This is a genomic window from Segetibacter koreensis DSM 18137 (genome assembly GCF_000374045.1).
In the GTDB taxonomy this organism is placed as follows: Bacteria; Bacteroidota; Bacteroidia; order Chitinophagales; family Chitinophagaceae; genus Segetibacter; species Segetibacter koreensis.
The window spans coordinates 169622-195260 of sequence record NZ_KB893386.1 but is presented as its reverse complement, the minus strand read 5'-3'; the positions used below and the strand labels follow the sequence as shown (position 1 = coordinate 195260).

General features: G+C 37.5%; 21 protein-coding genes. 13 read left to right on the top strand and 8 right to left on the bottom strand.

Annotated features, from left to right (window positions below; translation table 11 throughout):
* The first annotated feature begins 2 nt into the window (after positions 1 to 2).
* The 6 genes from B154_RS0127110 to B154_RS0127085 all read left to right on the top strand — a co-directional run bounded on the left by B154_RS0127110 (position 3) and on the right by B154_RS0127085 (position 7327).
* A complete protein-coding gene (locus B154_RS0127110) occupies positions 3 to 2312 on the top strand; it encodes a DUF2339 domain-containing protein (protein ID WP_026260480.1) in 2310 nt (769 codons plus the stop codon).
* A gap of 492 nt (positions 2313 to 2804) precedes the next feature.
* A complete protein-coding gene (gene porV / locus B154_RS0127105; protein WP_018617506.1) occupies positions 2805 to 3980 on the top strand; it encodes a type IX secretion system outer membrane channel protein PorV in 1176 nt (391 codons plus the stop codon).
* An 87-nt stretch (positions 3981 to 4067) separates the two neighbouring features.
* Positions 4068 to 4550: a 2-C-methyl-D-erythritol 2,4-cyclodiphosphate synthase gene (gene ispF / locus B154_RS0127100; RefSeq protein ID WP_018617505.1), complete on the top strand. Its 483-nt coding sequence runs from the start codon at positions 4068 to 4070 to the stop codon at positions 4548 to 4550.
* Positions 4551 to 4607: 57 nt separating this feature from the next.
* Positions 4608 to 5051: a dUTP diphosphatase gene (dut, locus tag B154_RS0127095; RefSeq protein ID WP_018617504.1), complete on the top strand. Its 444-nt coding sequence runs from the start codon at positions 4608 to 4610 to the stop codon at positions 5049 to 5051.
* A gap of 4 nt (positions 5052 to 5055) precedes the next feature.
* Entirely contained in the window at positions 5056 to 5880 is an 825-nt protein-coding gene (gene lolB1 / locus B154_RS0127090; RefSeq protein ID WP_018617503.1) for a lipoprotein insertase outer membrane protein LolB1, read from the top strand.
* 43 nt (positions 5881 to 5923) lie between these two features.
* Positions 5924 to 7327 carry a murein hydrolase activator EnvC family protein gene (locus tag B154_RS0127085; RefSeq protein WP_018617502.1) on the top strand — a complete coding sequence of 468 codons (1404 nt, stop codon included), beginning with the start codon at positions 5924 to 5926 and terminating at the stop codon, positions 7325 to 7327.
* Between the two features lie 127 nt (positions 7328 to 7454).
* Here B154_RS0127085 and bshA read toward each other — a convergent pair whose 3' ends face one another.
* A complete protein-coding gene (gene bshA, locus B154_RS0127080) occupies positions 7455 to 8600 on the bottom strand; it encodes an N-acetyl-alpha-D-glucosaminyl L-malate synthase BshA (RefSeq protein WP_018617501.1) in 1146 nt (381 codons plus the stop codon).
* 532 nt (positions 8601 to 9132) lie between these two features.
* Complete coding sequence (locus B154_RS0127075) at positions 9133 to 10014, bottom strand: universal stress protein (protein ID WP_018617500.1); 882 nt, start codon at positions 10012 to 10014, stop codon at positions 9133 to 9135.
* Positions 10015 to 10182: 168 nt separating this feature from the next.
* Here B154_RS0127075 and B154_RS0127070 point away from each other — a divergent pair, with 168 nt between their 5' ends.
* The 6 genes from B154_RS0127070 to B154_RS31185 all read left to right on the top strand — a co-directional run bounded on the left by B154_RS0127070 (position 10183) and on the right by B154_RS31185 (position 17622).
* A complete protein-coding gene (locus B154_RS0127070) occupies positions 10183 to 11007 on the top strand; it encodes a hypothetical protein (protein WP_018617499.1) in 825 nt (274 codons plus the stop codon).
* A 13-nt stretch (positions 11008 to 11020) separates the two neighbouring features.
* Complete coding sequence (locus tag B154_RS0127065) at positions 11021 to 11857, top strand: universal stress protein (RefSeq protein ID WP_018617498.1); 837 nt, start codon at positions 11021 to 11023, stop codon at positions 11855 to 11857.
* A 7-nt stretch (positions 11858 to 11864) separates the two neighbouring features.
* Entirely contained in the window at positions 11865 to 12338 is a 474-nt protein-coding gene (locus B154_RS29955) for a hypothetical protein (protein WP_018617496.1), read from the top strand.
* A 236-nt stretch (positions 12339 to 12574) separates the two neighbouring features.
* Positions 12575 to 13393 (top strand): hypothetical protein, encoded by an 819-nt coding sequence (locus B154_RS0127055; protein WP_018617495.1) that lies wholly within the window; start codon positions 12575 to 12577, stop codon positions 13391 to 13393.
* Between the two features lie 76 nt (positions 13394 to 13469).
* A complete protein-coding gene (gene ppsA / locus B154_RS0127050) occupies positions 13470 to 15905 on the top strand; it encodes a phosphoenolpyruvate synthase (RefSeq protein ID WP_018617494.1) in 2436 nt (811 codons plus the stop codon).
* 169 nt (positions 15906 to 16074) lie between these two features.
* The gene (locus B154_RS31185; protein ID WP_018617493.1) at positions 16075 to 17622 is read left to right on the top strand and encodes a L,D-transpeptidase family protein; all 1548 of its coding nucleotides are present in this window, start codon (positions 16075 to 16077) and stop codon (positions 17620 to 17622) included.
* Positions 17623 to 17724: 102 nt separating this feature from the next.
* Here the strand turns inward: B154_RS31185 and B154_RS0127040 are convergent, their stop codons facing one another.
* From B154_RS0127040 to B154_RS0127015, 5 genes are all read right to left on the bottom strand, one after another.
* Entirely contained in the window at positions 17725 to 18393 is a 669-nt protein-coding gene (locus B154_RS0127040) for a hypothetical protein (protein ID WP_157580984.1), read from the bottom strand.
* 357 nt (positions 18394 to 18750) lie between these two features.
* Positions 18751 to 19470 (bottom strand): hypothetical protein, encoded by a 720-nt coding sequence (locus B154_RS0127035; RefSeq protein WP_245542659.1) that lies wholly within the window; start codon positions 19468 to 19470, stop codon positions 18751 to 18753.
* 302 nt (positions 19471 to 19772) lie between these two features.
* Positions 19773 to 20453 carry a YciE/YciF ferroxidase family protein gene (locus B154_RS29945; RefSeq protein ID WP_018617490.1) on the bottom strand — a complete coding sequence of 227 codons (681 nt, stop codon included), beginning with the start codon at positions 20451 to 20453 and terminating at the stop codon, positions 19773 to 19775.
* 177 nt (positions 20454 to 20630) lie between these two features.
* Positions 20631 to 22043 (bottom strand): Gfo/Idh/MocA family protein, encoded by a 1413-nt coding sequence (locus B154_RS0127020; protein ID WP_018617488.1) that lies wholly within the window; start codon positions 22041 to 22043, stop codon positions 20631 to 20633.
* A gap of 160 nt (positions 22044 to 22203) precedes the next feature.
* Entirely contained in the window at positions 22204 to 22863 is a 660-nt protein-coding gene (locus B154_RS0127015) for a YdcF family protein (protein ID WP_018617487.1), read from the bottom strand.
* A gap of 219 nt (positions 22864 to 23082) precedes the next feature.
* On the opposite strand from B154_RS0127015, the gene B154_RS31180 reads away from it, so the two are divergent.
* Complete coding sequence (locus B154_RS31180; protein ID WP_018617486.1) at positions 23083 to 23550, top strand: YybH family protein; 468 nt, start codon at positions 23083 to 23085, stop codon at positions 23548 to 23550.
* Positions 23551 to 23691: 141 nt separating this feature from the next.
* Here the strand turns inward: B154_RS31180 and B154_RS0127005 are convergent, their stop codons facing one another.
* Positions 23692 to 25443 carry an SMP-30/gluconolactonase/LRE family protein gene (locus tag B154_RS0127005; RefSeq protein WP_018617485.1) on the bottom strand — a complete coding sequence of 584 codons (1752 nt, stop codon included), beginning with the start codon at positions 25441 to 25443 and terminating at the stop codon, positions 23692 to 23694.
* Positions 25444 to 25639 lie beyond the last annotated feature (196 nt).

Genomic DNA, 25639 nt, shown 5'->3' with positions numbered 1-25639 from the left:
ATATGGCTGACATAGAACGCCAAATAGAAGAACTGACAAAGCAGTTGGCTGAGCTTCGAAACCGGCAATTGCAGCTGAATGATGAATTCGTTTTGTTAGAGAAACAATTAGAAAGCCTCAAAAATCTTGTACAGCCCCATCCTCAGCCTCAAAGTGTAATTGAAAAACCTGCTGATGAAATATTCGCTTCTTCAGAATCTCAAAAACCATATATTGATAAATTTCGGCGAGACGTTCAGAATAAGCCGTCTCATCAACAAAACCAGGTATTTCACATAAATACCCAAATGGAGGATTTTATAGGAACAAATGTGATAAGTAAAATTGGTATACTGGTTACAATAATCGGCGTTTTTATAGGGGCTAAATATGCAATTGATAATGAACTAGTCAGTCCGTTTATAAGGATTATGGCGGGTTATTGTATGGCTGCTGCATTAGTAATTGTTGCAGTTCGCCTCAAAAAAAAATACGAATATTTTAGTTCGGTATTGACTGCAGGCGGATTAGCGGTTGCCTATTTTATTACCTACATAGCTTTTAGTTTTTACGGTTTATTGCCTATGTGGCTGGCATTTGTTGCAATGATTATAATAACAGGGGCATCAGTAGGTATTGCGCTATGGTATAACCAAAAAGTGATCGCTTTAATAGGTCAGGTTGCTGCCTACGCCATTCCGTTCTTGTTGGGAAATAAAAGCGGTAATGTGTTTGGTTTATTTGCTTATATATCTTTGATTAATATCGGTCTTTTGGTTTTATCTTTTAAAAAAGAGTGGAAGCTTTTATATCATATTGCCTTTTTTCTTACCTGGTCAATTTACCTTTTTTGGTTATTTACCGGAACACAGGTGAGTAAAAAATTTTCAGCAGGACTGTTTTTCTTAACCGCCACTTTTTTTACTTTTTACATAACTTTCCTTTCATATAAAATTTTTAAGAAAGAACAATACAGGTTAGGCGAAATAGGCATTTTGCTATTAAATGCGTTATTTTATTTCTTTCTCGGTGTCTTTTTAATTGAAGAAAATTTTCAGAATATTCATTTTCTCACTTGGTTTACCATTGCAAATGCATTTCTTCATTTTGCAGCAGGCTATTGCATATACCGTTTGAAGCTTGCCGATACTTCTGTATTTCAATTTGTAACAGGCCTCGGTCTTTTATTTTTTACCATCGCAATCCCAATTGAGTTAGATGGAAGTTGGGTCACGCTACTTTGGACAGTCGAAGCAACTACTTTGTTTTATATAGCCACCGCTAACCACCGCCATGTATATTTAGAAATTGCTTTTCCGCTTGTTATTATTGCTGTATTGAGCCTCATCCAGGATTGGTCAGATAATTATTCCTATCTCTCAATACCTAATGTTGTTTCCGGCTTTTCTTCGACACCTTTTGCAAACGTAGGCTTCTGGCTTTCTATGTTTGTTTGTGGTTGCATTGGTTACATGGCTTTCAGTGCCCAAAAAACTTTTTCAGGCATAAAACCCTTTATAGCCATCTTTTTTAATAAGGTCGTTCCTTTGACCTTTTTGTTCCTTGTTTATTTTGCTTTTTATAATGAAATAGATTTTGCCTGGCACAATTCAATAACCCGTCACGAGCTTAAGCACGTTACTTACCGTACAAAACAGATGGAAGTTTACCGCTCTCTTACATTAATCATATTTTCATGTTTGTATTTTGCAACATGGTTATTTATAAATGAACGATGGGTTAAAAAGGAAAGTCTTCATCATTTGCTGTTACTTATGGCAGCGATTGTAAATGTGATATTTCTTGCAAGAGGTTTATATTTAGCCGGAGAGTTACGTGAAAATTATTTAAAGGCTGCTTCTGGCAACTTCGGTACCATTCTTTTTGTTCGATATCTGTCCTTTGCCGGTTTAGCTTTTCTTTGGTTAAGCATATATTCATCCATGACAGCTTTCAGAGCTGCTTACTCGTTACAGGTTGCCTTTTCTTCTTTCTTCAACCTTACTTTCCTTACTGTTATTTCAAATGAATTTATACAGTGGATGGATTTTGCCGGCTACCAAAATCAATATAAGTTAGGGTTAAGTCTTATTTGTGGAGCTTATGCATTAACACTCATTTTTTTCGGTATTATTAAAAAGAAAAAGCATTTACGTATATCCGCTATGGTTCTTTTTGGCATCACTTTACTTAAATTGTTTTTTTATGACCTTGCATCTTTATCCACTATTTCTAAAACAATCGTGTTGGTGTTGTTAGGAATACTTCTTTTATTTGCTTCGTTTTTGTATAACAAGTACAAAGATTTTCTTTCAGGAAAGGAGGAAGTTTAGAAAAAGTGATAATACGTTTACAGCAAAAGATGTAGTGCTTTAGCAGTTAGTTTTTATAGCTTTATCGTGGTTACCTTGCTTAGTATAGGTTTCAAAACTTTCTGGTTAACTTTAGTTTTTCGAGTTTTTTATGTGAAAAATCTCGAAAATGTTAGCTTAGATACTTTTTTCTTCTAAATTTCGTTTATAGAAGCAGCTTTATGATTTTATATGTACTCTATTATTAGCCGGAATTTTTTGTGGATTCCAGTAATCGTAGCCAGGTTATTTATACTGTTATATAAGTCATAAAAATTATTTGATAATCAACATAAAGTCGTTAGTATGTAATAAAATGTTACTCAAAACATTTTAGAATTGTAAAAGAAGCAAAAGAATATCAAGACATTAATATCTGCCAAAAGCATTTTTAGTCTGACTTTAAAATATTCTGCTATTTTTACAGCTTAACTTTAAAACGTACTAACGTAAATAAACAAACACCTTGTGTCGATGAAACAACTAACAGTAAAATTTTCTGCTGCTTTATTATTTGCTCTGTCGTTAACCACTCAAGTAAAGTCACAGGATAACAATACCATAAATGTAGTTACTTCTGCTGTTCCGTTTTTGAGGATATCGCCCGATGCCAGGGCTGGTGGAATGGGTGACGTTGGTATTGCAACCGCACCCGACGCCAACGCTTCGTTTTGGAACCTCGGCAAGGTGCCTTTTGCTAAAAGCCGTACCAGCGTTGCTATGACATATACTCCATGGTTAAAAGACCTGGGATTAACCGATGTATACCTTGCATCGCTAGCCGGTTATCACCAAATTGATGAGGAGCAGGGGATATCCGGCTCCATTCGTTACTTTAGTCTTGGTAATATACAGTTTACCGATTTTGCCGGAAATGACCTGCAATCATTTAGGCCACGCGAGTATTCTATTGATCTCGGATACAGCCGTAAACTAAGTGAGTATTTAGGTGCTGGTATTTCTCTAAAGTATATTAACAGTAATCTCGCCGGCGGACAAGCAGTGAACGGTGTGCAATATAAGTCAGGTAAAGCAGTGGCTGCAGATCTGTCAATATTTCATTCAGGAGTAAATGCTGACGGTCAGGGTTTAAACTGGGGAATTGCACTGAGTAATCTCGGTTCAAAAATTTCTTATACAAGCGACGCGCAACAAAAAGATTATATTCCTGCCAATTTAGGATTAGGGGTTGCCTATACCTGGGTGTTTGATGAAACCAGTAAATTTACAGGAGGGCTTGATATCAATAAATTAATGGTTCCCACTCCTCCGGCTTTGACAGACGATTCAACTTTGTCAGATTATAGGAATAAAAGTGTAATAAGCAGCTGGTTCAGCAGCTTTGGAGATGCGGGTAGTTTCAGTAATGAACTGAAAGAATACCAGGTTTCCGTTGGAGGTGAGTATGTATATAATGACCAGTTTGCTTTACGGGCAGGTTACTTCTACGAAGATAAACTGAAGGGTAACCGTAAGTATTTCACACTAGGCGCAGGTTTAAAATACAATGTTTTCGGTCTAAATTTCTCTTACCTGGTTCCTTCGGGTAATGGTGTTACTCGTAATCCATTATCAAATACATTGCGCTTTAGCCTTGTATTCGATCTTGATAATAATAATTCAAACGGCTTAGGTTCAACCGCTCCATAAACGGTTTATATAATTTGATTACGCAAAAAAAGCGAAGGAACACTACCTTCGCTTTTTTTGTATAAATGTTACAGCAAAATTTAATATATGTTTAGAATAGGTTCAGGAGTTGATTTTCATCAATTGGTCGAAGGTAGAGAGCTGTGGATAGGAGGAGTGTTGATACCCCATACTAAAGGAGCTTTGGGTCACAGTGATGCAGATGTGTTATTACACGCCATTTGTGATGCACTTCTCGGCGCTTTATCACTCGGAGATATTGGTGCACATTTTCCTGATACTTCATCAGAGTTTAAAAATATCGACAGTAAGATTTTGCTGCAACGTACATATGCATTGGTACAAAACGAAGGTTATAAATTGATTAATGCAGACACTACACTTTGCCTGGAGGCGCCGAAAATAAAACCATTTGCAGTTAAAATGCAACAGGTAATTGCTTCTATTTTGCACGTTTCTGAAAAAGACATTTCTATAAAAGCTACCACTACTGAAGCTATGGGGTTTGTGGGCAGGCAGGAAGGTCTGGTGGCTTATGCTACCGTATTGCTTCAAAAGGTTGTTTTTTAACAATCCCCTGTATAACTTATAAATTTTCTCTTCATCTCAATAATTACATTTGCTGGAATGGATAAACTCGTTGTTAATATCATAAACCGTTCGGTAAACCCGCTTCCATCTTATGCAACCGAAGGCTCATCGGGTATGGATCTAAGGGCGGATATTGAAGCGAGTCTGACACTGCAGCCACTTGAAAGAAGGCTGGTCCCTACAGGATTGTTTATTGAGCTGCCAACAAATTACGAAGCACAGATACGTCCTCGCAGCGGGTTGGCTATAAAACATGGTATTACCTGCCTAAACAGTCCCGGTACCGTTGATGCTGACTATCGTGGCGAATTAAAAGTAGTATTGATAAATCTATCAAATGAGCCGAACATTATTCATCCCGGCGATCGCATTGCTCAAATGGTTATTCAGAAAGTTGAAAAGGTAGTGTTAACGCAGGTAAATGAATTGAATTCTACTATAAGAGGCGAAGGAGGTTTTGGCCATACAGGTAAACAGTAATAAGATGATGAAGATTGCATCCGTATTTATTTTTTTATTAGTAACAATTTCAATGTTTTCATGCAAAACTGCAGGAAAATTGCAAAAAACAACCGGGGTTATTTCAAAGGTTGATACAACTCCTGTTGCTGTCACTGATACGCTGAAAACAGTGGACTCTGCGGAACTTATAAAAGAAGTTTATAACAAGGCTATAAAGAATAAAATTGATTTTAATACGTTTAATGCGAAAGCAAGAGTAGTTTATAACGATAAAGATGGAGGAGATGAAGCAACGGCCTTTATAAGAGTGAAAAAAGATTCTGCTATATGGCTTTCTTTAAGAGGACCTTTAGGGATAGAGGGATTCAGGGTTTTAATAACAACTGACAGCATAAAAGTTATGAACCTTCTAAAGAAGTATGTTCAGTACCGCAGTATCGATTTTTTGCAGCAGCTAACAGGCCTTCCATTAGATTTTACTGCTTTGCAGGATATTGTCGTTGGAAACCCTGTTTTTATTGATAGTAATATAAGCTCCTACATGTCAGACAGTAATCATTTACAAATATTAATGACAGGAAAACTTTTCAAACATCTTGCTACTTTAGATAACAACGATTACAAAATTGTGGAAAGCAAATTAGATGATCTTAACGATGAGAATCGAACATGCGATATTGCCTATAGTGGATATGATAATACCTCAGGTGTTCCATTTTCAACTGAAAGAAAAATATCGCTGGCGGATCAGTCGAAACTTAACATCGATCTTAATTTTAAACAATACGTCTTTAATCAGCCTCTGACATTTCCATTTAACATTTCTGAAAATTATAAAAGGCTGTAATGAAACAAGTTGTTATATTAAATAATTTAATAAATAGCCAGGAATGATTAAAAGAATTATTTTTCTGTTCCTTTTTACCTCATTTGCTTCCTGCCTGTTTGCGCAGGAGACCAAAGAGGAATTGCAGCGTAAACAGCAGGATTTACTGAAGGAAATCAGAGATTTAAATCAAACCCTGAAAAATATTCGCAGCAGCAAAAATAAATCTTTAGCAAACTATAACCTGGTTAAAAGAAAGATTGCCGCACGTGAAGAGTTGATTCAAAATATCAATAAAGATATGCGTTTACTGGACAAGAACATATCTCTTAATACCCAGGAAATTGACAGGCTAAAAAAACAATTAGATACTTTAAAGCAGGAATACAGTAAGAGCCTTGTTTTTGCTTACAAAAACAGAAGCAGTTATGACTATCTCAATTTTATTTTTTCAGCTGCAACCTTTAATGATGCCGTAAAACGAGTAACTTACCTCAGAAGCTACCGGCTTTATCGCGAACAACAGGTGGACAATATCCTGAAAACGCAGGAATTGATAAGCCACAAAATCGCGACTTTAAACAATAGTAAAAATGAAAAAAACCTGGCGTTACAGGATCAGAACAAACAATTAACGGACCTTGAGGAAGATAAAAAAGAACAAAACAATGAGGTAAATAAGTTAAAAAGCCAGGAAAAAGATTTAGCCGCTCAGATAAAAAAGAGAGAGAATGACCGCAGGCAAATGCAAAGCGCTATAAGTGCCATTATTCGACGTGAGTTGGCAGAGGCGAGGAAAAAAGCAGAAGCAGTTGCCCGGGCAAAAAGAGCTGCGGAGGAGGAGAGAAAAAGAAAACTGGCAGAGCAACGCCGTTTGGAAAAACTACAGCAGCAAAAAGAACAGCCAAGCGTAGCCAGCAATACCACCCCTGAAAAACCTTCGCCAGAAGCTACAGCACCGGCTGAAGAGGAAGCTGTAACAGGTGTAGCCACCGGCAAGCCTAAAACCGATAGGGTTTACAGCGATCTTGAGAGTACAGATGAAGGCAGAGCCCAGTCTATTAATTTTGAAAGTGGAAGAGGACGGCTGCCGTGGCCTGTAGATGCAGGTATTCCCACTATACATTTTGGTTCTTACACAATTCCGGGTACTGTGCTTAAAGGGAAAAGTGATGGTTTATATATTTCTGTTCCTGTAGGAGCTTCTGTAAAAGCAATTGCAGACGGTGAGGTTTCTTCCGTGTATGATTTAGGCGGCGAGCAGGCGGTAACTGTAAGACATGGTAAGTATTTTACAACTTACAGTCATTTGGCTTCTGTAAACGTAAATCAAAATCAACAGGTAAGACCAGGTACGGTTGTAGGTCACGCTGCCGCTAACGATGCAGGTGAGGGTGAAGTATTGTTTATGGTAATTAATGATAAAAGTGTTTTTTTGAACCCGGAACAATGGCTTAAGAAAAAGTAAGACTTTCAGTGACCACAATAAAAAAAGAGGTTGACCCTTAGTTTTGGGTCAACCTCTTTTTTTATTGCATCATATGACGAGTATGAGTAAACCTATTCTCACCCATTGATTAAGCATTAATATTGCCTCAGGCAGGCAATTTGCTACAAATCATACTGCAAAAACGGCTGTACAATTTCTCGTAAACAGGAACAATGTTATGTATGTCAAACTTGCACGCCTGCTCATAAGCGTTCTTTTTAAAATCGGAAAGCATTTCATCATTACTAAGAATTGCTATTGCATTTCTGCTCATGTCTTCCACATCACCTATGTTTGATAGGTAACCTGTCTTGCCATGAATGTTTATTTCAGGCAGGCCGCCCGCATTAGTACTTATAACAGGCATTCTTGCTGCCATTGCTTCAAGTGCGGCCAGGCCAAAACTTTCATACTCAGAAGGCAAAACAAATAAGTCACTGACTACCAAAATTTCTTCCATCTGCTCTTGTTTGCCCAAAAAACGTACGTCATCAGTAAGTCCATAATCTTTCACCAAATCTTCCATTGGCGGACGTTCCGGTCCATCACCCACCATCAGCAATTTTGCACCCATTTGTTTCCGCACTTCTGCAAAAATTTTTACTACGTCCTGCACCCTTTTTATTTTTCTGAAGTTAGACGCATGCACCAGAATTTTTTCTCCGTTTGGAGCAATTACCTGCCTGAATGCATCAATGGGTTTTTTGCTAAACCTGGCCACATCTACAAAATTGTGTATTACATCTATTTCTTTTTCTATGGCAAAAGACCTGTAAGTTTCCATTCTCAGGTTATCGCTTACCGCAGTAATCGCATCACTTTCGTTTATACTAAATGTTACTACAGGTGCATACGTTTTGTCTCTCCCAACAAGCGTTATATCCGTACCATGAAGCGTAGTAATAACAGGAATGTTCTTACCCACTTTTGCAACAATTTGCTTTGCCATATATGCGGCAGAGGCATGCGGAATAGCATAATGCACATGCAAAAGGTCGAGATTGTGATGTAATATTACATCCACCATTGTACTTGACAGTGCCACCTCATACGGGGGATAATCGAAGAGGGGATATGTAGGAACACGCACCTCGTGATAATAAATATTAGCACTAAAAACATTTAGCCTGACAGGCTGCTGATATGTAATAAAATGAACAGAATGTCCCTTATCTGCAAGTGCCTTTCCTAATTCTGTGGCGAGAACGCCACTTCCCCCAAAAGTGGGGTAACATACAATACCTATACGCATTTAGAGGTTGATTTTTTAAAGTTACCGGTAGAAGTCGGCTGTTTCCAGATGTTGTACTAATCCTGCCGGATTTTTTTATCCGGCAATAGAATTCCTACCCTGCATCCTTGCGTCGCACACTTGTACCGTAGAATCGATTGCATCAATTTTTATTATATGCAAAAGCCTTTCCACTACAATTATCTGCTAAGTAACAATAAAAATTCATAATAGTTTATATACTTGACCTTAAGCACCAGCAGTCGCAGTTACTAAACCTGCGAATTAAAGTTCTAAATGAAAAATAATTGGTCTCGGTTACCTTAATTTTTTTTATAGCTTAAACCGCAGATTATCATCATGAATGATTTTTTGTGCAATTTATTATTAAAGTGAAAATATTTTAAATATATTCTTGTCTGGCAATAAAATTACCTAAATTAAATGCGTCTATAAATTATATGACAACTGAAAAAATAATTAACAGTGGAGATCGCTATTTAAATAGGATGGCATTACTGTTGTAACACTACTATTATTTTTACGTTATGGGTTATGCATGACCTTGAGCCACGCTGTCATCCACCTCATCATCTACTTTGTTAGACTGGGCAGCTGGTTTTTCGGGAAGAATAACAACAGGCACATGTGTACGGAACATCATTTCCTTAATGTCGCTTTTTACAAAAAGCCTTTCAAAAATATTATGTTCATGCGCAACCATCGCAATCAAATCAACATTATGTTCTTTTACAAATTCATTCATAGCATGTGCAACGTCGTTGTTACTTACAAATTCGAAAGAAGGATGTAATTCCCGACAATGCCATTTTACCCGGGTTGGCCGCATTAACCTTTCGAGAAATTCATCCATTCCTTTTTTTATAACTCTTACTACGTACATGGTCGCGTTGCATTTTATGCCAAACTCTTCTAATGGGTCTATTATACGTACATCAGTCTCATCGCCTATATCGCTTGCAAGAGCAATGCTTTTAGGAGGGGCGAAACGTGCATGTTCGGGTACAATTATTAATGGCACGCAGGGTTTGCGACTTAGTGAAATAGCAGTACTGCCAAATATTTTTCGTGCAATGCCACCACCACCTCTCATGCCGGTCACGATCCACTTTGCCTTAACTCTCTTTGCAACCCATTTAATAGTTTCTGAGGGCAGTCCTTCTTCAACAAAATATTCTACATTAAGCGTTTCTGCACCCTGTAGGTCCTGTATTTCCTTATGCAAAAGCTGGTTACTTTGTTCCTTCAATTCTTCCCCCGTCATTACTACAACCGTATCTGTTGCTGATAATATAGGTTCGCAGACATGAAGAAGTGCCAGTTTTGCCTGAAGAAATTTAGCCAGTTCTACTCCATATACCATTGCATTGTGTGAAGCGGGGGAAAAATCTGTTGCAATTAATATAGTTTCCATTACAGAATGATTTTAATTTCAAAGCTATTATTACCCGACATTTTTTTAACTAACTCCCGTTAGTCCGAAAGCTGATTTAAATCATAAGAACTCATACCACGCATCATAAATACACTAAAAGAGACTTTTTAGCTTTGATTACAATTTAACTTCTCAATTTTTCTTGATATGAAAAAAATAGTATTTGTGTGCGACGTTAATAATTTTCCATCAGGTGCTTTTAAATTTGTAGAAAACTTAAATGAAACTGAGGCTCTTTTATTGACAGGCGCTTTTTTTCACTCCGCCAATTTTGATGTGGTAGCCCCTGCAACTGTTGAATTTGCCCCTGAACCTATACTTGCTTTTACAGATACAGACATTAAAGCTGTCAATAGCAGCATTGAAAAATTTGAACAAAAATGCAAGCAAAATGGAATCGAGTATCGTGTACATGAGGAGAGTGACGTATTTAAACTCGATGACTTTATAAAGGAGACACGATTTGCAGATGCTGTTGTAATGAGTGAACAACTTTTTTTTAGTCATATAGATGTTGATCAGCCAAATAGTTTTATGAAGGATGTTTTGCATTGTTCCGAATGTCCATTGCTGGTAATACCTGAAGATTATAGCCCCGTTACGCATATTACTATTGCTTATGATGGAAAAAAGGAAATTATGTTTGCTATAAAACAGTTTTGTTACCTGTTTCCTCAATATACCCAATTGCCAACTGATATAGTATATTGGGTTGACAAAACAGATGATGAAATACCAGACCTAGACTACCTGGAAGAATTTGCCGGTCGGCATTTCTCAAACCTTAATTTTAAAGAGCTCTTTTTTGACCCGAAACAATATATAGCGGACTGGTCACGCAAAAACAAAAACACCATCTTTATCTCAGGCTCCTACAAAAGGTCTGGTCTGTCGTCGATCTTAAAGAAAAATTTTGTTGAGGATATGATAAAACACCCGTCTGCAATACTATTTATTGCACATAATCGCTAAAACCGTTTATTGTATGATCAAAGTAATAGCCGCCTTAGATGCTCTAAAATTGTCAGAAAGTACAGTTGATTATTCTGTTTACTTCGCTAAAGAATTTAATGCACATATTGTTGCAGCTTTCCTGGAAGAGATGGTATATCATGCAAGACCAGAGGCGGATGAGGATTACGTATTTACTGATTGGTCGCAAATGGATACGCTTGTGAAGAAAGAAGAACAGTTACGGGCTGTGTCTAAAAAAAATGTTCAAACAAGGTTTGAGGCTGAAGGAGTAAATTATAATATTCATCGTGATAAAACATTCGCACTTAAATCTTTACTGCGTGAGAGTCATTATTCTGATATGATATTGATAGATGAAAATGAAAAATTTTCTAACTGGGATTCTTCAAAACCCAGTTTGTTTATGAAAAATCTATTATCAGATGCTGATTGTCCTGTGATTGTTGTTCCTGCAGAGTTTAAACCCATTGAAAAGTTTGTTTTTGCTTATGATGGCAGCCCTTCATCTGTTTACGCTATCAGGCAATTCAGTTATCTTTTTCCGGCTACACCGTTGAAGGAGGTAGAAATACTAATGATTACAGATGATAAGCATTCAAACCATTTTCCAAATCAACATTTGCTAAAAGAATTACTGAAGAGAAAGTATGCTACAGTTCTTCAGTCAATTATTAAAAGCGACCATACCGATGAAGCATTAGTAAAACATCTGCAGGCAGAAAATAAAAACTGCATGCTTATACTCGGCGCTTACCAGCGCAGTTCTTTCTCAAGATGGCTCTACCAGAGTATCGCTGATTTGCTGATAGCAGAAGTTGAAATTCCTTTGTTCATAGCACATAAATAAATTTATTATGAACCCTGCTCAAATACTAATAGCATATTTTATTTCAAACCTTGTTGCTATTACATTTTTTTTCATAAGCCTTAAGTGGAAAGAACTTGCACGGGTTTTATTTGCGGCGTTATTCATTTGGGCTGCCTGGACGAACTGGACCGGTGTTCGCAAAACTCCAGACTTTTATCTTGGCTTTAGCCAATATGCTATAGGATTTTACCGCGATATCATCAACGGCATTTTTTCGAATTACATTACCCCTATTGTATCCTTTATTGCTGTTTGCCAACTCTTTATTGGGCTGGGACTCCTTTCGCGCGGCGTTATCTTTAAAATTGCCTGCTTAGGGGGAGTGATTTTCCTTGTTGCTATTTCCCCACTTGGCATTGCATCCGCTTTTCCAAGTGGTATAATCTGGGCAGCGGGTTTGCTGGTTCTTTACAAATACCCCTTTAATAAAAATATTTTTCATAATAATTGGGTTGTGTAATTGGTGTATATAAAAATCGATTTTGGACGTGGCGATGCAATTATTATTTTGAGCTTTTCTTGCGTCTTACACTTGTACTTTCAAATCTTAGCGCCTCTTTTTTTCCTCACTTCCTTTCTCTTATAGAATCAACGAAAAGCTGACGAATGTCATAAAACATCTTTTTCCGTGTCATAATAAAAAATTGCATGAAACGATAGTTTTGAAGCAAACATTTAAACAATAAAATACAGGTTATGAAAAAGATCCTATTTGTCTGTGATGGTAAAAATTTTTCAAAGGCGGCTTTTCAATTTGTAAGTTCTCTTTCTGAAAATGAACCTTTTTTATTGACCGGAGCTTTTTTTCATTCTCTTAATTATGGTCTTGTCATTCCCAACACCTTTGCTCCTGATGCAGGTCCTTATTTGTCTTATACAGAGGAAGAAAACGATGCATTTCTACAAGGAATAAAAGAATTTAAAGAATACTGTGAAAAAAATCAGATCGAATACAGAATTCATGAGGAAAGTGATACGTGGGATATTTCTGATCTCGTAAAAGAATCGCGGTTTGCCGATTTTATGGTAATAGGTGGCGCAGCATTTTTCTCTAATTTGAGCGACAGTGAAGCAAAATCTGTTCTTCAGCAAACGCTTCATGCAGCAGAGTGTCCGATAATTGTAGTTCCTGATAAGGTGGAACCAATTAATGAAATTGTATTTGCATACGATGGAAAAAAAGACAGTGTTTATGCCCTTAAGCAGTTTATTTATCTTTTTCCACAGTACTGCGAATTAGAAACAACAATTGTATACTTTAATGATGAAGCCGATAAGGAAATACCTGACCTGGAGTACATTGAAGAATTTGCGGCAAGGCATTTTAAACTATTGAATTTTGAACATTTAAACTTTTCAAAGAAGACTTTTTCTTTTTGGATAAATACACATAAAAATGCCATGGTTATTACAGGCGCTTATGACCGGCCTGGTTTATCTATGGCCTTCAAAAAAAGTTTTGCAGACGATATCATTAATAGCCATACTATTCCCATTTTCATTAGTCATCTATAACAATAAAACAGCAAATCTTCCTTTGCTGTAGATGGCAGAATTGTACCAATAACTTACATATATAAACCGAGTTTTTATGATACCTGTAATAAAAACGTTTTCTGAGATTTCAATAAATGATATTGCCTTGGTTGGCGGTAAAAATGCTTCTTTGGGTGAAATGTATAGCAACCTGAGTAGTAAAGGCGTTCATATTCCTGATGGTTTTGCTATTACTGCTGAAGCGTACAGAATTTTTCTTAATGAGAATAATATTCAAAGCCCTCTATCAAAGATTTTCGAAAAACTTGACACCAGGAATTTTTCAAATTTAGCCGAAACAGGAAAGGCTGCGAGGCAATTGATACTTGAAAATCCTCTGCCACATAAACTGGTTGTAGCAATAAAAAATGCCCATTACCAGCTTTGCGGTGAGGATGAAAATATTTCCGTTGCGGTACGAAGCAGTGCGACAGCCGAGGATCTGCCTTCGGCCAGCTTTGCGGGCCAACTTGAAAGCTTTTTAAATATCAGGGGAGAAGATGCGCTGGTAAATGCGGTTCATAAGTGCTTTACTTCATTATTTACCGACAGAGCGATTTATTACAGGCACGAGAATGGCTTTGGAAATGTGGATATTGCAATATCTGTAGGTGTTCAAAAAATGGTGAGGTCAGATCTTTCTTCATCTGGCGTAGCATTTACTCTTGATCCTGATACCGGCTTTGACAATGTGGTAGTGATAAACAGTATTTACGGATTGGGCGAAAATATTGTACAGGGACAATCAACTCCCGATGAGTTTATCCTTTTTAAGCCACATATTGATACTGCTTTCAATCCCATTATCAACAAAAAAATTGGTGGAAAAGAATGGACCATGATTTATCCCTCAGATAGTTCAAATTACAATAAACCCGTTGTAAACATTGCTACTGCCGACGATAAAAGAAAATCGTTTTCGGTAAATGAGAACGATGTAAAAAAACTTGCTTCATGGTGCGTCACAATAGAAAAACACTATGACAAGCCAATGGATATTGAATGGGCAAAAGATGGAATTACCGGCGAGCTGTTTATTGTGCAGGCAAGACCGGAAACAGTACAGGCAAAAAATAAAAACCAGGTTTTTATAAATAATTATGTCATTTTAAAGAAGGGACGAAAGTTAACCGAAGGAATAGCATTAGGCGAAAAAATAAGTGCAGGAAAAGCAAGAATTATAAAATCTCCAAAAGATGCCGATTTATTACAGCAGGGTGAAGTATTGGTAACTGACATAACTACTCCCGACTGGGATCCTATAATGAAAAAGGCAGGCGCAATTATTACCAACAAAGGAGGCAGAACGAGTCATGCAGCTATAGTTGCACGTGAACTTGGCACTGTTGCAGTAGTAGGTTGTGGCAATGCAACTGAGGTAATAAAAGACGGCCAGGAGATAACAGTAAGTTGTGCCGAAGGCGTTACAGGTTTTATTTATGATGGTAAAGCAGAATGGACAGTTTCAAAAGAAAGTATTTCTTATGAAACTATGCCTGATGCCAGCCCTATGTTTATATTAGGAGACCCTTCGCAGGCATTTCATTTATCATTTTTACCTAATAAAGGTGTTGGTTTGTTACGAATGGAATTTCTGATAATGCACGATATTAAAATTCATCCATTGGCTTTAACGCGGTTTGAACAAATTAATGATGAAAAAGTAAAAGGAGAGATTAGTGAACTAACTTTTGGTTATAGCAACAAAAAGGAATATTTTATTGAAAAACTTGCACAGGGAGTTGCTACTATCGCTGCGGCTTTTTATCCGAAAGATGTGATTGTCAGAATGTCTGATTTTAAAACAAATGAATATAGCAACCTAATAGGGGGAAAGCAATTTGAACCTGCTGAGGAAAACCCGATGCTAGGTTTCAGGGGCGCTTCCCGGTATTACAACCCCATGTACAAAGATGGGTTTGAATTGGAATGTGCTGCCATGAAAAAGGTTAGGGAAGAAATGGGATTTACAAACGTAAAACTGATGATACCATTTTGCCGAACAGTAGATGAAGGTAAAAAGGTAATTGCCGTAATGGAAGGTTTTGGGCTTAAGCAAAGAGCAAATGATCTTGAAATATATATGATGGTCGAAATACCAAGTAACGTTTTATTAGCCGACCAGTTTGCAAAAGTTTTCGACGGTTTCTCAATTGGTTCAAATGATCTAACTCAGCTTACACTCGGGCTCGATCGAGACTCCAATTTGGTAAGAGATATATTTTCAGAGAAAGATCCTGCAGTCAAGCAACTTATTTCTAAGGCAATAAAATCAGCAAGAAATAATAAAATTAAAATAGGCCTTTGTGGACAAGCGCCTAGTGACATGCCTGATTTTGCTGAATTTTTAATTGAAGAAGGCATTAACAGTATTTCATTTAATCCCGATGCCCTGCTTACCGGTATTGACAATATGCTGAAGGCAGAAGATAAAATAAATAGAAAGCGAAAAGAAGAGCCTTTATTGCAACCTGTCGGTTTGCATGCTTAAACATTTATTTTCCAAATGCTTTCTTTTAAAAAAGACCTTGATAGTAATGGTACATATAGGGCGTACGTAAGACAAACTAAGCTGCAAAGATCATAAAACAAACGACTTTGTAATATTGATTTTTTAATAGCAGATTCACTCCAAACGCTTTAAACAGAATAATTAAATAATGCCGGCCGGAAGAAGTTTTTTCATGCTGCTTCTTTTAATGAACACAGTCATCATTAATCCATTTCAGATTATAGCTCAAAATACAGTTACAAACTATGCCGGCTATACTATTAGTCTAAGGGACCAACTAAACAAAATAGGTACCAATAACTTTTACCATGGCAAAATGGTATATGAGTTTTATGAGGAAAATGAATTGAAATGGTTTTCCTCCTATTCAAATTCTGCTAACAGAAATAATTTACTTAATCTTCTGGCAAACGCTGACTTATATGCTTTAAATCCCGGTTCTTATCACTATACCTTTTTAGAAGCGAAAAAAGTATTGACCAATATAGAAGATACGATTAATGCAGAATTATTTTATACAGATGCAGCACTTTCTTTTATGCATGACCTTGCGTATGGTGGTGACTATAATTTTGTGCAATACAACGCGGTTAAATATCATCCTGATAACCTTGACCTTATTTCTGCTTTGCGCCTTGCCTTAACCAGTAAAAATTTTGTCGGTAACTTAATAAGAGTTGAACCAACGGGGGATAAGTACAATTGCCTAAAACAGGAATACGTGCGTATGCTTGCCTTGTATAAGCGCCAGGATTTTAAGGATGTTGTGATAAGGAGTAAAGAAGTAAAGTTATCTAACGTAAATCTTGTAATTAAGCTGCGGCAACTTGGTTATCTTAATGAAGCAGACACTACGATTAAAGGTTTAGCGGCTGCTTTAGAAAAATTTCAACGACAATATTTACTTCCGGTACAATCTTCAATTAAAGATTATAGTCTTAAAATTTTAAATGAACCTATCGAGCACAAGCTCGAAGCCCTTAGGTGGAACATACGCTGGTACAGGTGGCTTAATTTGATGAAAGACAGGAAATTCATTTCTATAAACATACCTGCAAACCGTTTAACTTTTTTTGATAGTGGTATTACAAAGCTAGAAAGCAGGATGGTGGTGGGAAAAACGTCTACCCCAACCCCAACCTTAATAAGTGAAATTAAAAACGTTATTTATTACCCCTATTGGAATGTTCCATATAGTATAGCTACAAAGGAAATATTGCCCGTGTTAAAAAGGAATAGGGGCTACCTTCAGGTACTGGACCTTGAAGTATTGTATAAGGGTAATGTTATTGCCAGCAGTGGCATTAACTGGAGCGCATATAGTGTTTCAAATTTTCCTTTTCGATTAAGGCAAAGGCCTGGTTGTAATAATTCCCTGGGCCGTTTAAAATTTGATTTTGACAATCCATATCATGTCTATATTCATGATACGAATGTGAAGCTGGGTTTTCTTGCAAAAAGAAGGTTTTTTAGTCATGGCTGCATGAGAGTTGAAAAGCCATTTGAATTAGCGGTTGCATTAGGTGTGCCGCCTGAAAAAATAGATTTGTCAGAATGCTTGGAAGATAAAAAACCTGAAATAATACCGTTACCAAAGGCCGTTGCCGTGTTCGTGATATACGCCACGATAGACGTCGTTAATGGTGAGCTGCAATGGCATGATGATGAGTATCATAAAATTAGAAAGTTGAAGTGAGAGTACTTGCGGTGTGTTACTGCTCCTGACAACACGGCACCCATTTTTGAATTGATTGACAATTAAAATTGCTAGTAGGAAAATAATAGTTTTAAAAAAAACTTATCTCACCTCAATAAGAGCAAATTGCATAACAGTACCAGATTTGTTTGAAAGTGTAAATGGTTCATCTGGTTCTATCCAAAAAAATGAACCTGGGTCTAATGAAAAACTTTGTTCTGCACCTTTCTTTGTCATCGATATCATTCCTTTATTAATTGCAGTCAATACAAAAGCAGACGGATGTTCTTTGATGGCGACCTTCCCAGACTTTTGTAGTTCTATTTTATACGTTCTTGCCCATGGTTCATCTACTACTAACTTAGCGTAGGGTAGTACTAAAGGTTTTCGCCCAAATCCCGAATCTTCAGATAGGAGCTCAACATCCATAACGTGAAAGGTTGTACTATCATTATTCCAAACCCGGTGAATTTTAGTATGCGGTTCCTTCAGATTTTCAAACCATATACTACCTGCACTTGACGCACCTTCCACCGGCTCTCGATGAATGAGTTGTGATGTTGTATTGGTTTTTGTAAAACAGATAAAAACAGACGGTGTTGAATGTAAATGATATTGCGTGGTGTCCCCGGGCGGCAACAGCACGTTCAACAGTCTAACCTTATCGTTTTCAAACACGACATGGTGGCGCGGCTCTTTGCTTACCGGCACTTGCGCCTTTACATAAAAAGTTAGCAACGGCAAATAAAAGAACAGAATGCATTTTTTCATTCTTGAAGTTAACATTTAACAGAAAGAGTTTTTAGTATTTTATAAGCAAAGGCAGCCAATATTAAATATGTAGGCAAAATGTGTCAAAAAAAGATGAAGCTTACAAGAAACTGAAGAGTTATATTTTTTAAACAGACTGACTTTTTAGTTTAGTGAAAAATTTTTGGACTTATTGCGGGTCAAAGACATCCATCAATCCTGTTGATTGTCTTACTTGCACGAGGCATGAAACAACAAGTTAATATTGGGTTAGTTGGACTGATTAAAAAGAAGAAGGACGTGAAGTGGCAAAATGGTAAAAATGTTTTATTTTCCTTTATCTGTAAAATCCATCCAAAGTATTAATTGTAGTTAGAGTTATCCGGCAAAGCAATAAGCACAGCCTTGTTCTTGTGCCCGGCCTACAGCCCACACACCAGATGGAACTATTTGTATCCCCGGCAATATACCAGCGGTCCATTCTTTTTTAATTTCCGCAGCATTTTGATTCATTTTTTCAGCAAACACTGCGCTATGTACTGTTATCGCCATATCGCAAACGCAAAAAAGAACACCGCTAGCCTGTAATTCATTAATACCTATAGCAACATTGCCAATACCAGGCACTTTAAAATCACCGGGTTTCGGTTTCCAGAATGGATTGCGAACAGAAGATGCCTGAGAAACAGGATCAGTTACTTTAAAAGCATCGCCAAATTTATATTTTGCCCACAGATTATCTTCCATCGCAAAAGGAATAGCATCATGGCGCAAAACCACTACCACACTATTTTCCTTTTCAGGAGTGCCTGTCTTCTCGTTGGTAAGTAAAAAAACTTTCGGCCACGCAAATGGCAACATTTCATTTGGTCTTGTTGCATCAAATACGATCCTGTGTTTTCCTTTTATTTGTTTAAACCACTGATCAGGATCTTCTGCATCATAAAATTCATTAGAAAAAGTTTCTGCCCCGGCGTTGAGTGAAGTGAGAGAAGCCGCACTGATGGCAGCAGCGCCGGTTGCGAGAGTACCAAAAAAATGACGTCGCGATGTTTCCCGCATAACTGCGTCTCGCTTAACAAATTGTTTTTTCATCATAATTTGTTTTGGTTGAGAAAAGTATAAAAGAACTAACGTATAAAAATACAAAAAAATAGGAAATTTATTTCGACATTGCCTAAATAAGTAGCGGCCGGCGGATTATGATTGTTGGTATATTGAAAAAGAAAGTTCTATCGTTTATAAGAAATTAAAAAGTACAACATTGCTACTATCCCTCATAGTCCTTTTCTTGTTATGAAATTATTGTAAAACAGGGCAAAGGTGTGACTATATAAAAGTTAACGCGTTACTACGACTTCTTATGTTTGTCCAAAGGTTAAGACGTAAAATCAATCTTATCAATGTCCTCGTGACTCTCCGCTTCCATAACTTCTGTGTGATGTTCCTGCTCTTCCGCCAGGGGAATTTATAGTTCGTTCGGTTATATGAATTTGCGATGAACTTTCTGTTGGTTCGTTATTATCTGTGCCAGGACCGCTGCTTGTTTCATCAATCAGTTTTGCGTCTTCAGGTATTGCTTCTTTATTGAAGCCTGCAGTAGCTAGGGCTGTAAGCAAATCGTCTGCTTCATATTCTTCGTTAAGCGTCTCACGCAGCAGTTCTGCGGCCTTTGGCATATGTAACTGATGGGCGTAGGCTATGGCTGTACCATAACTACTTATTTCATAGTGCTCCATTTTTTGTATGAAAGCTATTATAGCCCGGTCTGTTACATCTTTTTCAACTCCTGCCTCAAAAGTATTATTAGCTTCCTCAATAAGGCCATTCATTCCTTTACAAACATGTTCCTTGTTTAATTGTACTTGTTGTTCACTATCATTTTTGTTAATGAGTGAGACCACTTTTTCAAGTCGCTCTTTTTGCTCTTTTGTGACCCTTAAATGATGATCAAGTGCATTTTTCAATGAACCATGTTGAGCTTTTTCTATCATAACCGGCAATTCTGTCAACATGTAATTTTCAGATGCATATAAATTTTGCAGCTGATAGATGAACAGATCTTTAAGATTTTGAATCATAACCTCTTTTACTACAAATTATGGAAAAAATTATGCCCGTTATCATAAAGTTCTGGTTTGGCTTGGCAATAATTGATGGGTTGATAAATACAAAAAAAGCTATAAGTTCAAAACTTATAGCTTAACATCATTTTTAAAATTCTCCTGCTTTTTAATTGAAGGAAGCTTAGGTGCAGATCACACATTTTCCTTAACCACTTTCATATTTTCAGGATCCCATGAAATAATTTTCTTTTGGAAATAGCTATCATTACAAGCCAGGGCGGGAGCCGCAGCCCGGAAGCCAAAAACAGCGTCTTCAACAACAGGTTTACCCGTTCTCATAGAGTCGAAAAAGTTGGTAACGTGTGCCAAATGCTCGTTGTAACCTTGAGGTTGTTTGTAATCAATATCGGGTTTGGTGGGTCTTTTCATATCTTCTGCAGACCATTTCTGTTTATAGCGAGCCTCGAGTGCATCCTGCATTGCTTTCGGATAAGTGCCTAGCGCGTCCCATCCGCCAATGCCAGGTGCCTTTGACATAATACTGTGATGAACCTTTAGTCCATCATTTGTCAATTCCATTGTTCCTTCTTCACCGACCAGTTTAATCATTTCCTGTCCGCCTGTTCCGCTTACAAAATTTACCTGCAAGGTTAGCTGAAAGGCTGGATGAGTTGTTGTTTCAGGATATTGGAGTATGCCAGTCATAACATCAGGCACATCGCGTCCGTCTTTCCAGTAAGAGAGCTGGCCCGATGAAAAGATTTTTGTTGGTCCCAGAGAATCTGTAATAACATGAGTGCCTGAGAGCAGGTGTACAAAAAGATCACCTGCAACACCGGTTCCAAAATCGCGATAGTTGCGCCACCAGAAGAACTTTTTAGGATCGTACGGAATTTTATGCATACCTGCTATATATCGATCCCAGTCTACAGTTTCAGGAGATTCATCCAATGGCATTGTGTACTCCCACGCACCGAGTGCGCTCTGCCGGTCATACACTGCATTCACCATATTCAGCTTTCCTATTTCACCTGCTTTATATAATTCATGCGCTTTTGCATATACAATGCTGCTTACCCTCTGGCTGCCAACCTGCATTGTTTTTTTGCTTGCACGTTGTGCTTCCACGACCTCTAAACCTTCGCTAATCTTGTGCACCATCGGCTTTTCACAATATACTGCCTTACCTTTTTGCAGCGCATCCTTTGTTATGCGTGCGTGCCAGTTATCTGATGTGGCAATAATGACTGCATCTATATCTTTTCTGCCGAGAAGATCGCGGTATTCTTTGGTGGTATAAATGTCTTTTCCATACAATTCTTTTGCATTTTCCAGCCTGCCACTGTAAAGGTCACAAACTCCCGCCAATTCAACTCCCGGAACCTGCAAAGCAGAGTTTACATCTGCATGTCCCTGGATGCCAAAGCCAATAACACCGACCCTTATCTTGTCATTAGGCGATATTGTTTTATCATATAAAAGAATTCTTTCTTCTGCCTTTTCTGCTGAGGCAAGGGCTGCCAGCGGTCCTGCTGTAAATAATAAACCTGTACTTCCGATTTGTTGTAAAAATTTTCTTCTCGAGGATAAACTTTTGTTAGCCATGCATGTTCGTTTGACAAGTGATGTTGATTATTATTATTAATTTTTTTCGTTAGAAATTTGAAAGTTAAGAATAACAGTGAGTGAAAAAGCGAAAACGGTAAAAATAATTAGTTTTAACAAAATTGTTTTTATTGCATAAACCTTTTAAGTGGTAAGAAAATTATGTGATCAAATGTTCATCAAATCCTGCTTCAACAAGTTGCTTGTACGCTTCCCATACGTCTGAAGGAATTTCTTGGTAAACCTGGAAGCCCTTATCCGCATACAACTTAATTCTCTGCAGGTCTCCTACCATTATATTAATAACCTGTTCTTGTGGTATTTCATTGGTTGCATAATCTTCAAAAGATATTTGCGGAGAAGTGACGATCAGCTTTTTATCAGGCCAGTGCTTTTTAAAAGTTGCAAAACTTCGTCGTTCCATATAAGGCTTCTGTACAACAATAAAAGAATCAGGATGAAGATTATTCTTTTGAAGAAGTTGTTGGGTAAATAAAATATTTTCTCCTGTATTGGTTGATTTATTTTCGATCAGGATATCTTTTTTCGGAACACCTTTTTTTATAGCAATTCCGGCAAACAAGTCTGCCTCAGTTTCGCTCCACAGCCCTTCTGTTAACCGACCCAGGCCTCCTGAAAAAATTATCCTGGGAGCCCACCCTTCAAGATATAATTCTGCTGCCCGTTCTGCCACTCTCGTATCATGGCTGCCTAGTACAAGTATGCAATCTGCTTTTTCTATTGTATTATTTACGTGATGATAATTCCATAATTTTTTGGCTAAAGCAAGTGTTTCTTTTGTTGTCATATGTACTTTCATGTGAAATAAAAAGTTATTGAGTAATAGATAATTTTAATTGTTTTATTGCGTTTAGTTTATAAAAAAATGATGAACAGTTTAAAGTGGTAAGGTATGATGTATGCATTATTTTAACAGTTTTAATATAACAAAAACCTAAAAGAGGGACTATTATAACAATTTGAATATAAAACATTGTAAATTAAAGCCGATTTTGCACTCAAAATTTTGAACCCCGTGATGTACAAACTTATTTCCTTTCTGCTTCTTGTATTTGTCTTACAAAATCTGTTAGCACAAACCAATAAAGATAAAGATATAGAACAGATAAAAGCAGCCAGAAAAGCATCTAATGAGGCAATTCAAAAGCATGACCTGGCCGGGATTGCCCATCCGATGATTGAAGACATGGTATGCATTTTCGGAAATGGTCATACGTATATTGGAAAAGACAGTACTATTTCTATTTTGAAACAACGTTTTGACACTATGCCGGATCTTGTTTTTGTACGCAATCCTTTTGTTATACGAATAAGCAATAATGATACGCTTGCCTGGGAAAAAGGAACCTGGAAGGGTTTCAGAACTGATCGTAAAATACGCAGTTCTTCCGGTGGAAATTATGCCGCCATGTGGTGTAAGCGGAACGGTGTCTGGAAAACAAGATCGGAACTATTTGTTGCACTTACTTCTAATTATCCTTTTTAATAATTGACGAAGAAATTCTTTCAGGAGATTATGCTTTTGATAAATACCTAAAAAAGGTTCTTTCAACAAGCTTTATTGTTTTACATTCATTTTATTATAAAAATACTTTTTTTCTTTTTGGAAAGGCAGTGCTTTGCCAGTTTAGAGTTTTGGAGGTGCCGGTTTAAACGGTTTATCAAAGGCATTTGCTCCATGCACTTTTAGTTTTCTGCGGTAAACCTTTTGGCCACATGATACATACATCGTATCAAAATCAGTTCCGCCAAAGCAAAGATTAGAAGCTTGACCTGAAGGCACAGGTAAAATAGCGTTCACCCTTCCCATCTGATCAAGTACTTGTATGCCTAACCGCGAGGCAACATATACTCGTCCTTCCCTGTCACACTTAACACCATCACCCCAGGCGTTTACTTCAATATCTGAAGGGTGAAGCCAGCCGTACCGTTGCTTATTTACCAGCATGCCATCAGGCTGTACCTGGTAAACCCACACCCAGTGAGTTGCAGACTCTGTAACATATAATTGTGTTTGATCAGGTGAAAGGGCAATGCCATTAGCAAATTTTAATCCTGCATCCACTTCTTTTTTGGGTTCATTTGGCTTTATTAAGTATAGCTTAGATGGCTTTTCAGATCCATCAGGTGCTGTAACATAAATGTTTCCATTATTGGCAACAACAAGATCATTCCCGCTTATGTCGTCTGTCACCACGTGTTCCTTTCCCGCTGCATCGTAGCTAAGGATTTGTTTCGTTTCACCTGCGACAACATACCGCCTTCCATCCCCGCCGAATGCTGTTCCACTTGCTTTTTTAGCATTAAGAGGTAATGCAGTCAATTTTCCATTCAAACCAATTTTGTAAGTTTTTGAATTGGGAATATCGTGGTAAAAGACTTCACCTGCTGCATTTGTTGCTGTGCCTTCCGTAAAAGTATATCCCTGGCCTACAAGTTCCCAATCATTGCCAGGAATTAAAATGTCGTTTAAAAATTGATTTTTAGAATTTCCCGCATTAACAGGTTTTGGCCAGTCTTTCCACAACCACCGCATGGCCGAAGGAAAAATTGCCGTGCCGTGCTTCCCGTTGTGTTGCCCTTCACCCCACACATGTTGTACCTCGTAACCTGAAAATGATAAAGCCCGCTCCATTGTCTCATTCGCTTTCCACCAATCTCCGCCATAAATATTCAGATCATTTTTGCCATCCTGCAAAAATACTCTTACTGGTTTTGGTGCATATTTTCGAATAAGCGTAGGGTAATCATTTGCTCCACGTAGTCCTACATACGTTCCTATTGCACTGAAAACTCTTGAGAACTCAGTTGGCCGTTCCCATGCTGCAGTAAAGGCACAAACGGCTCCACTGCTAGATCCACCGATTGCCCTGTCATTCCCACTTTTAGAAAGTTTTATTACCCGGCCATCGCTTGCTTTTTGTTTTTCGACTTCTGGTAAGATTTCCTCTAACACAAAACGGGCGTAAGAATCGCCCAATCCATCGTATTCAAAACTGCGGTTAAAACGATCCGGTGCAGTTGAAGAGTCTAAAGCTTTTACTATGCCGGGATTTATAAAGACACCGATAGTTACCGGCATCTCTTTATTATAAATGAGATTATCAAACACTACAGGAGCTTTCCACTGCACACCATCCTGGTTTATATAAACACAAGCAGGTTTTTCGGGCCGGTATTGTGCAGGAATATACACCCAATAGTCACGTGATGTACCCGGAAAAATTTTTGAATTGGAGAATGTAAACTGCAGCACTTCACCCTTTGGAACACCGGCATGTTCCACTGACGCAGAGTCTTCGGGATAGGTTTCCGAGGATGTTTGTGCAAAGGTTGTAATTTTAGCAAGGAGTAAAATTATCAGCAACGCATTTTTCATTGTAGTTGATTCTTTATGTTTTCGTCAGGGTTAGATAAAACGGATTAATAAATATAATGCTTGCACCTCTAATTAAAGTTTTTTTTAATCCCGATCTATTTTCTGATTTTTCTTTATAGAAATAATATTTTTCGGAATAGAATTTGTGTTCTTGCTGAATTAGAGAAAATCTCCAACTCCTGTGATGGCAATAGCT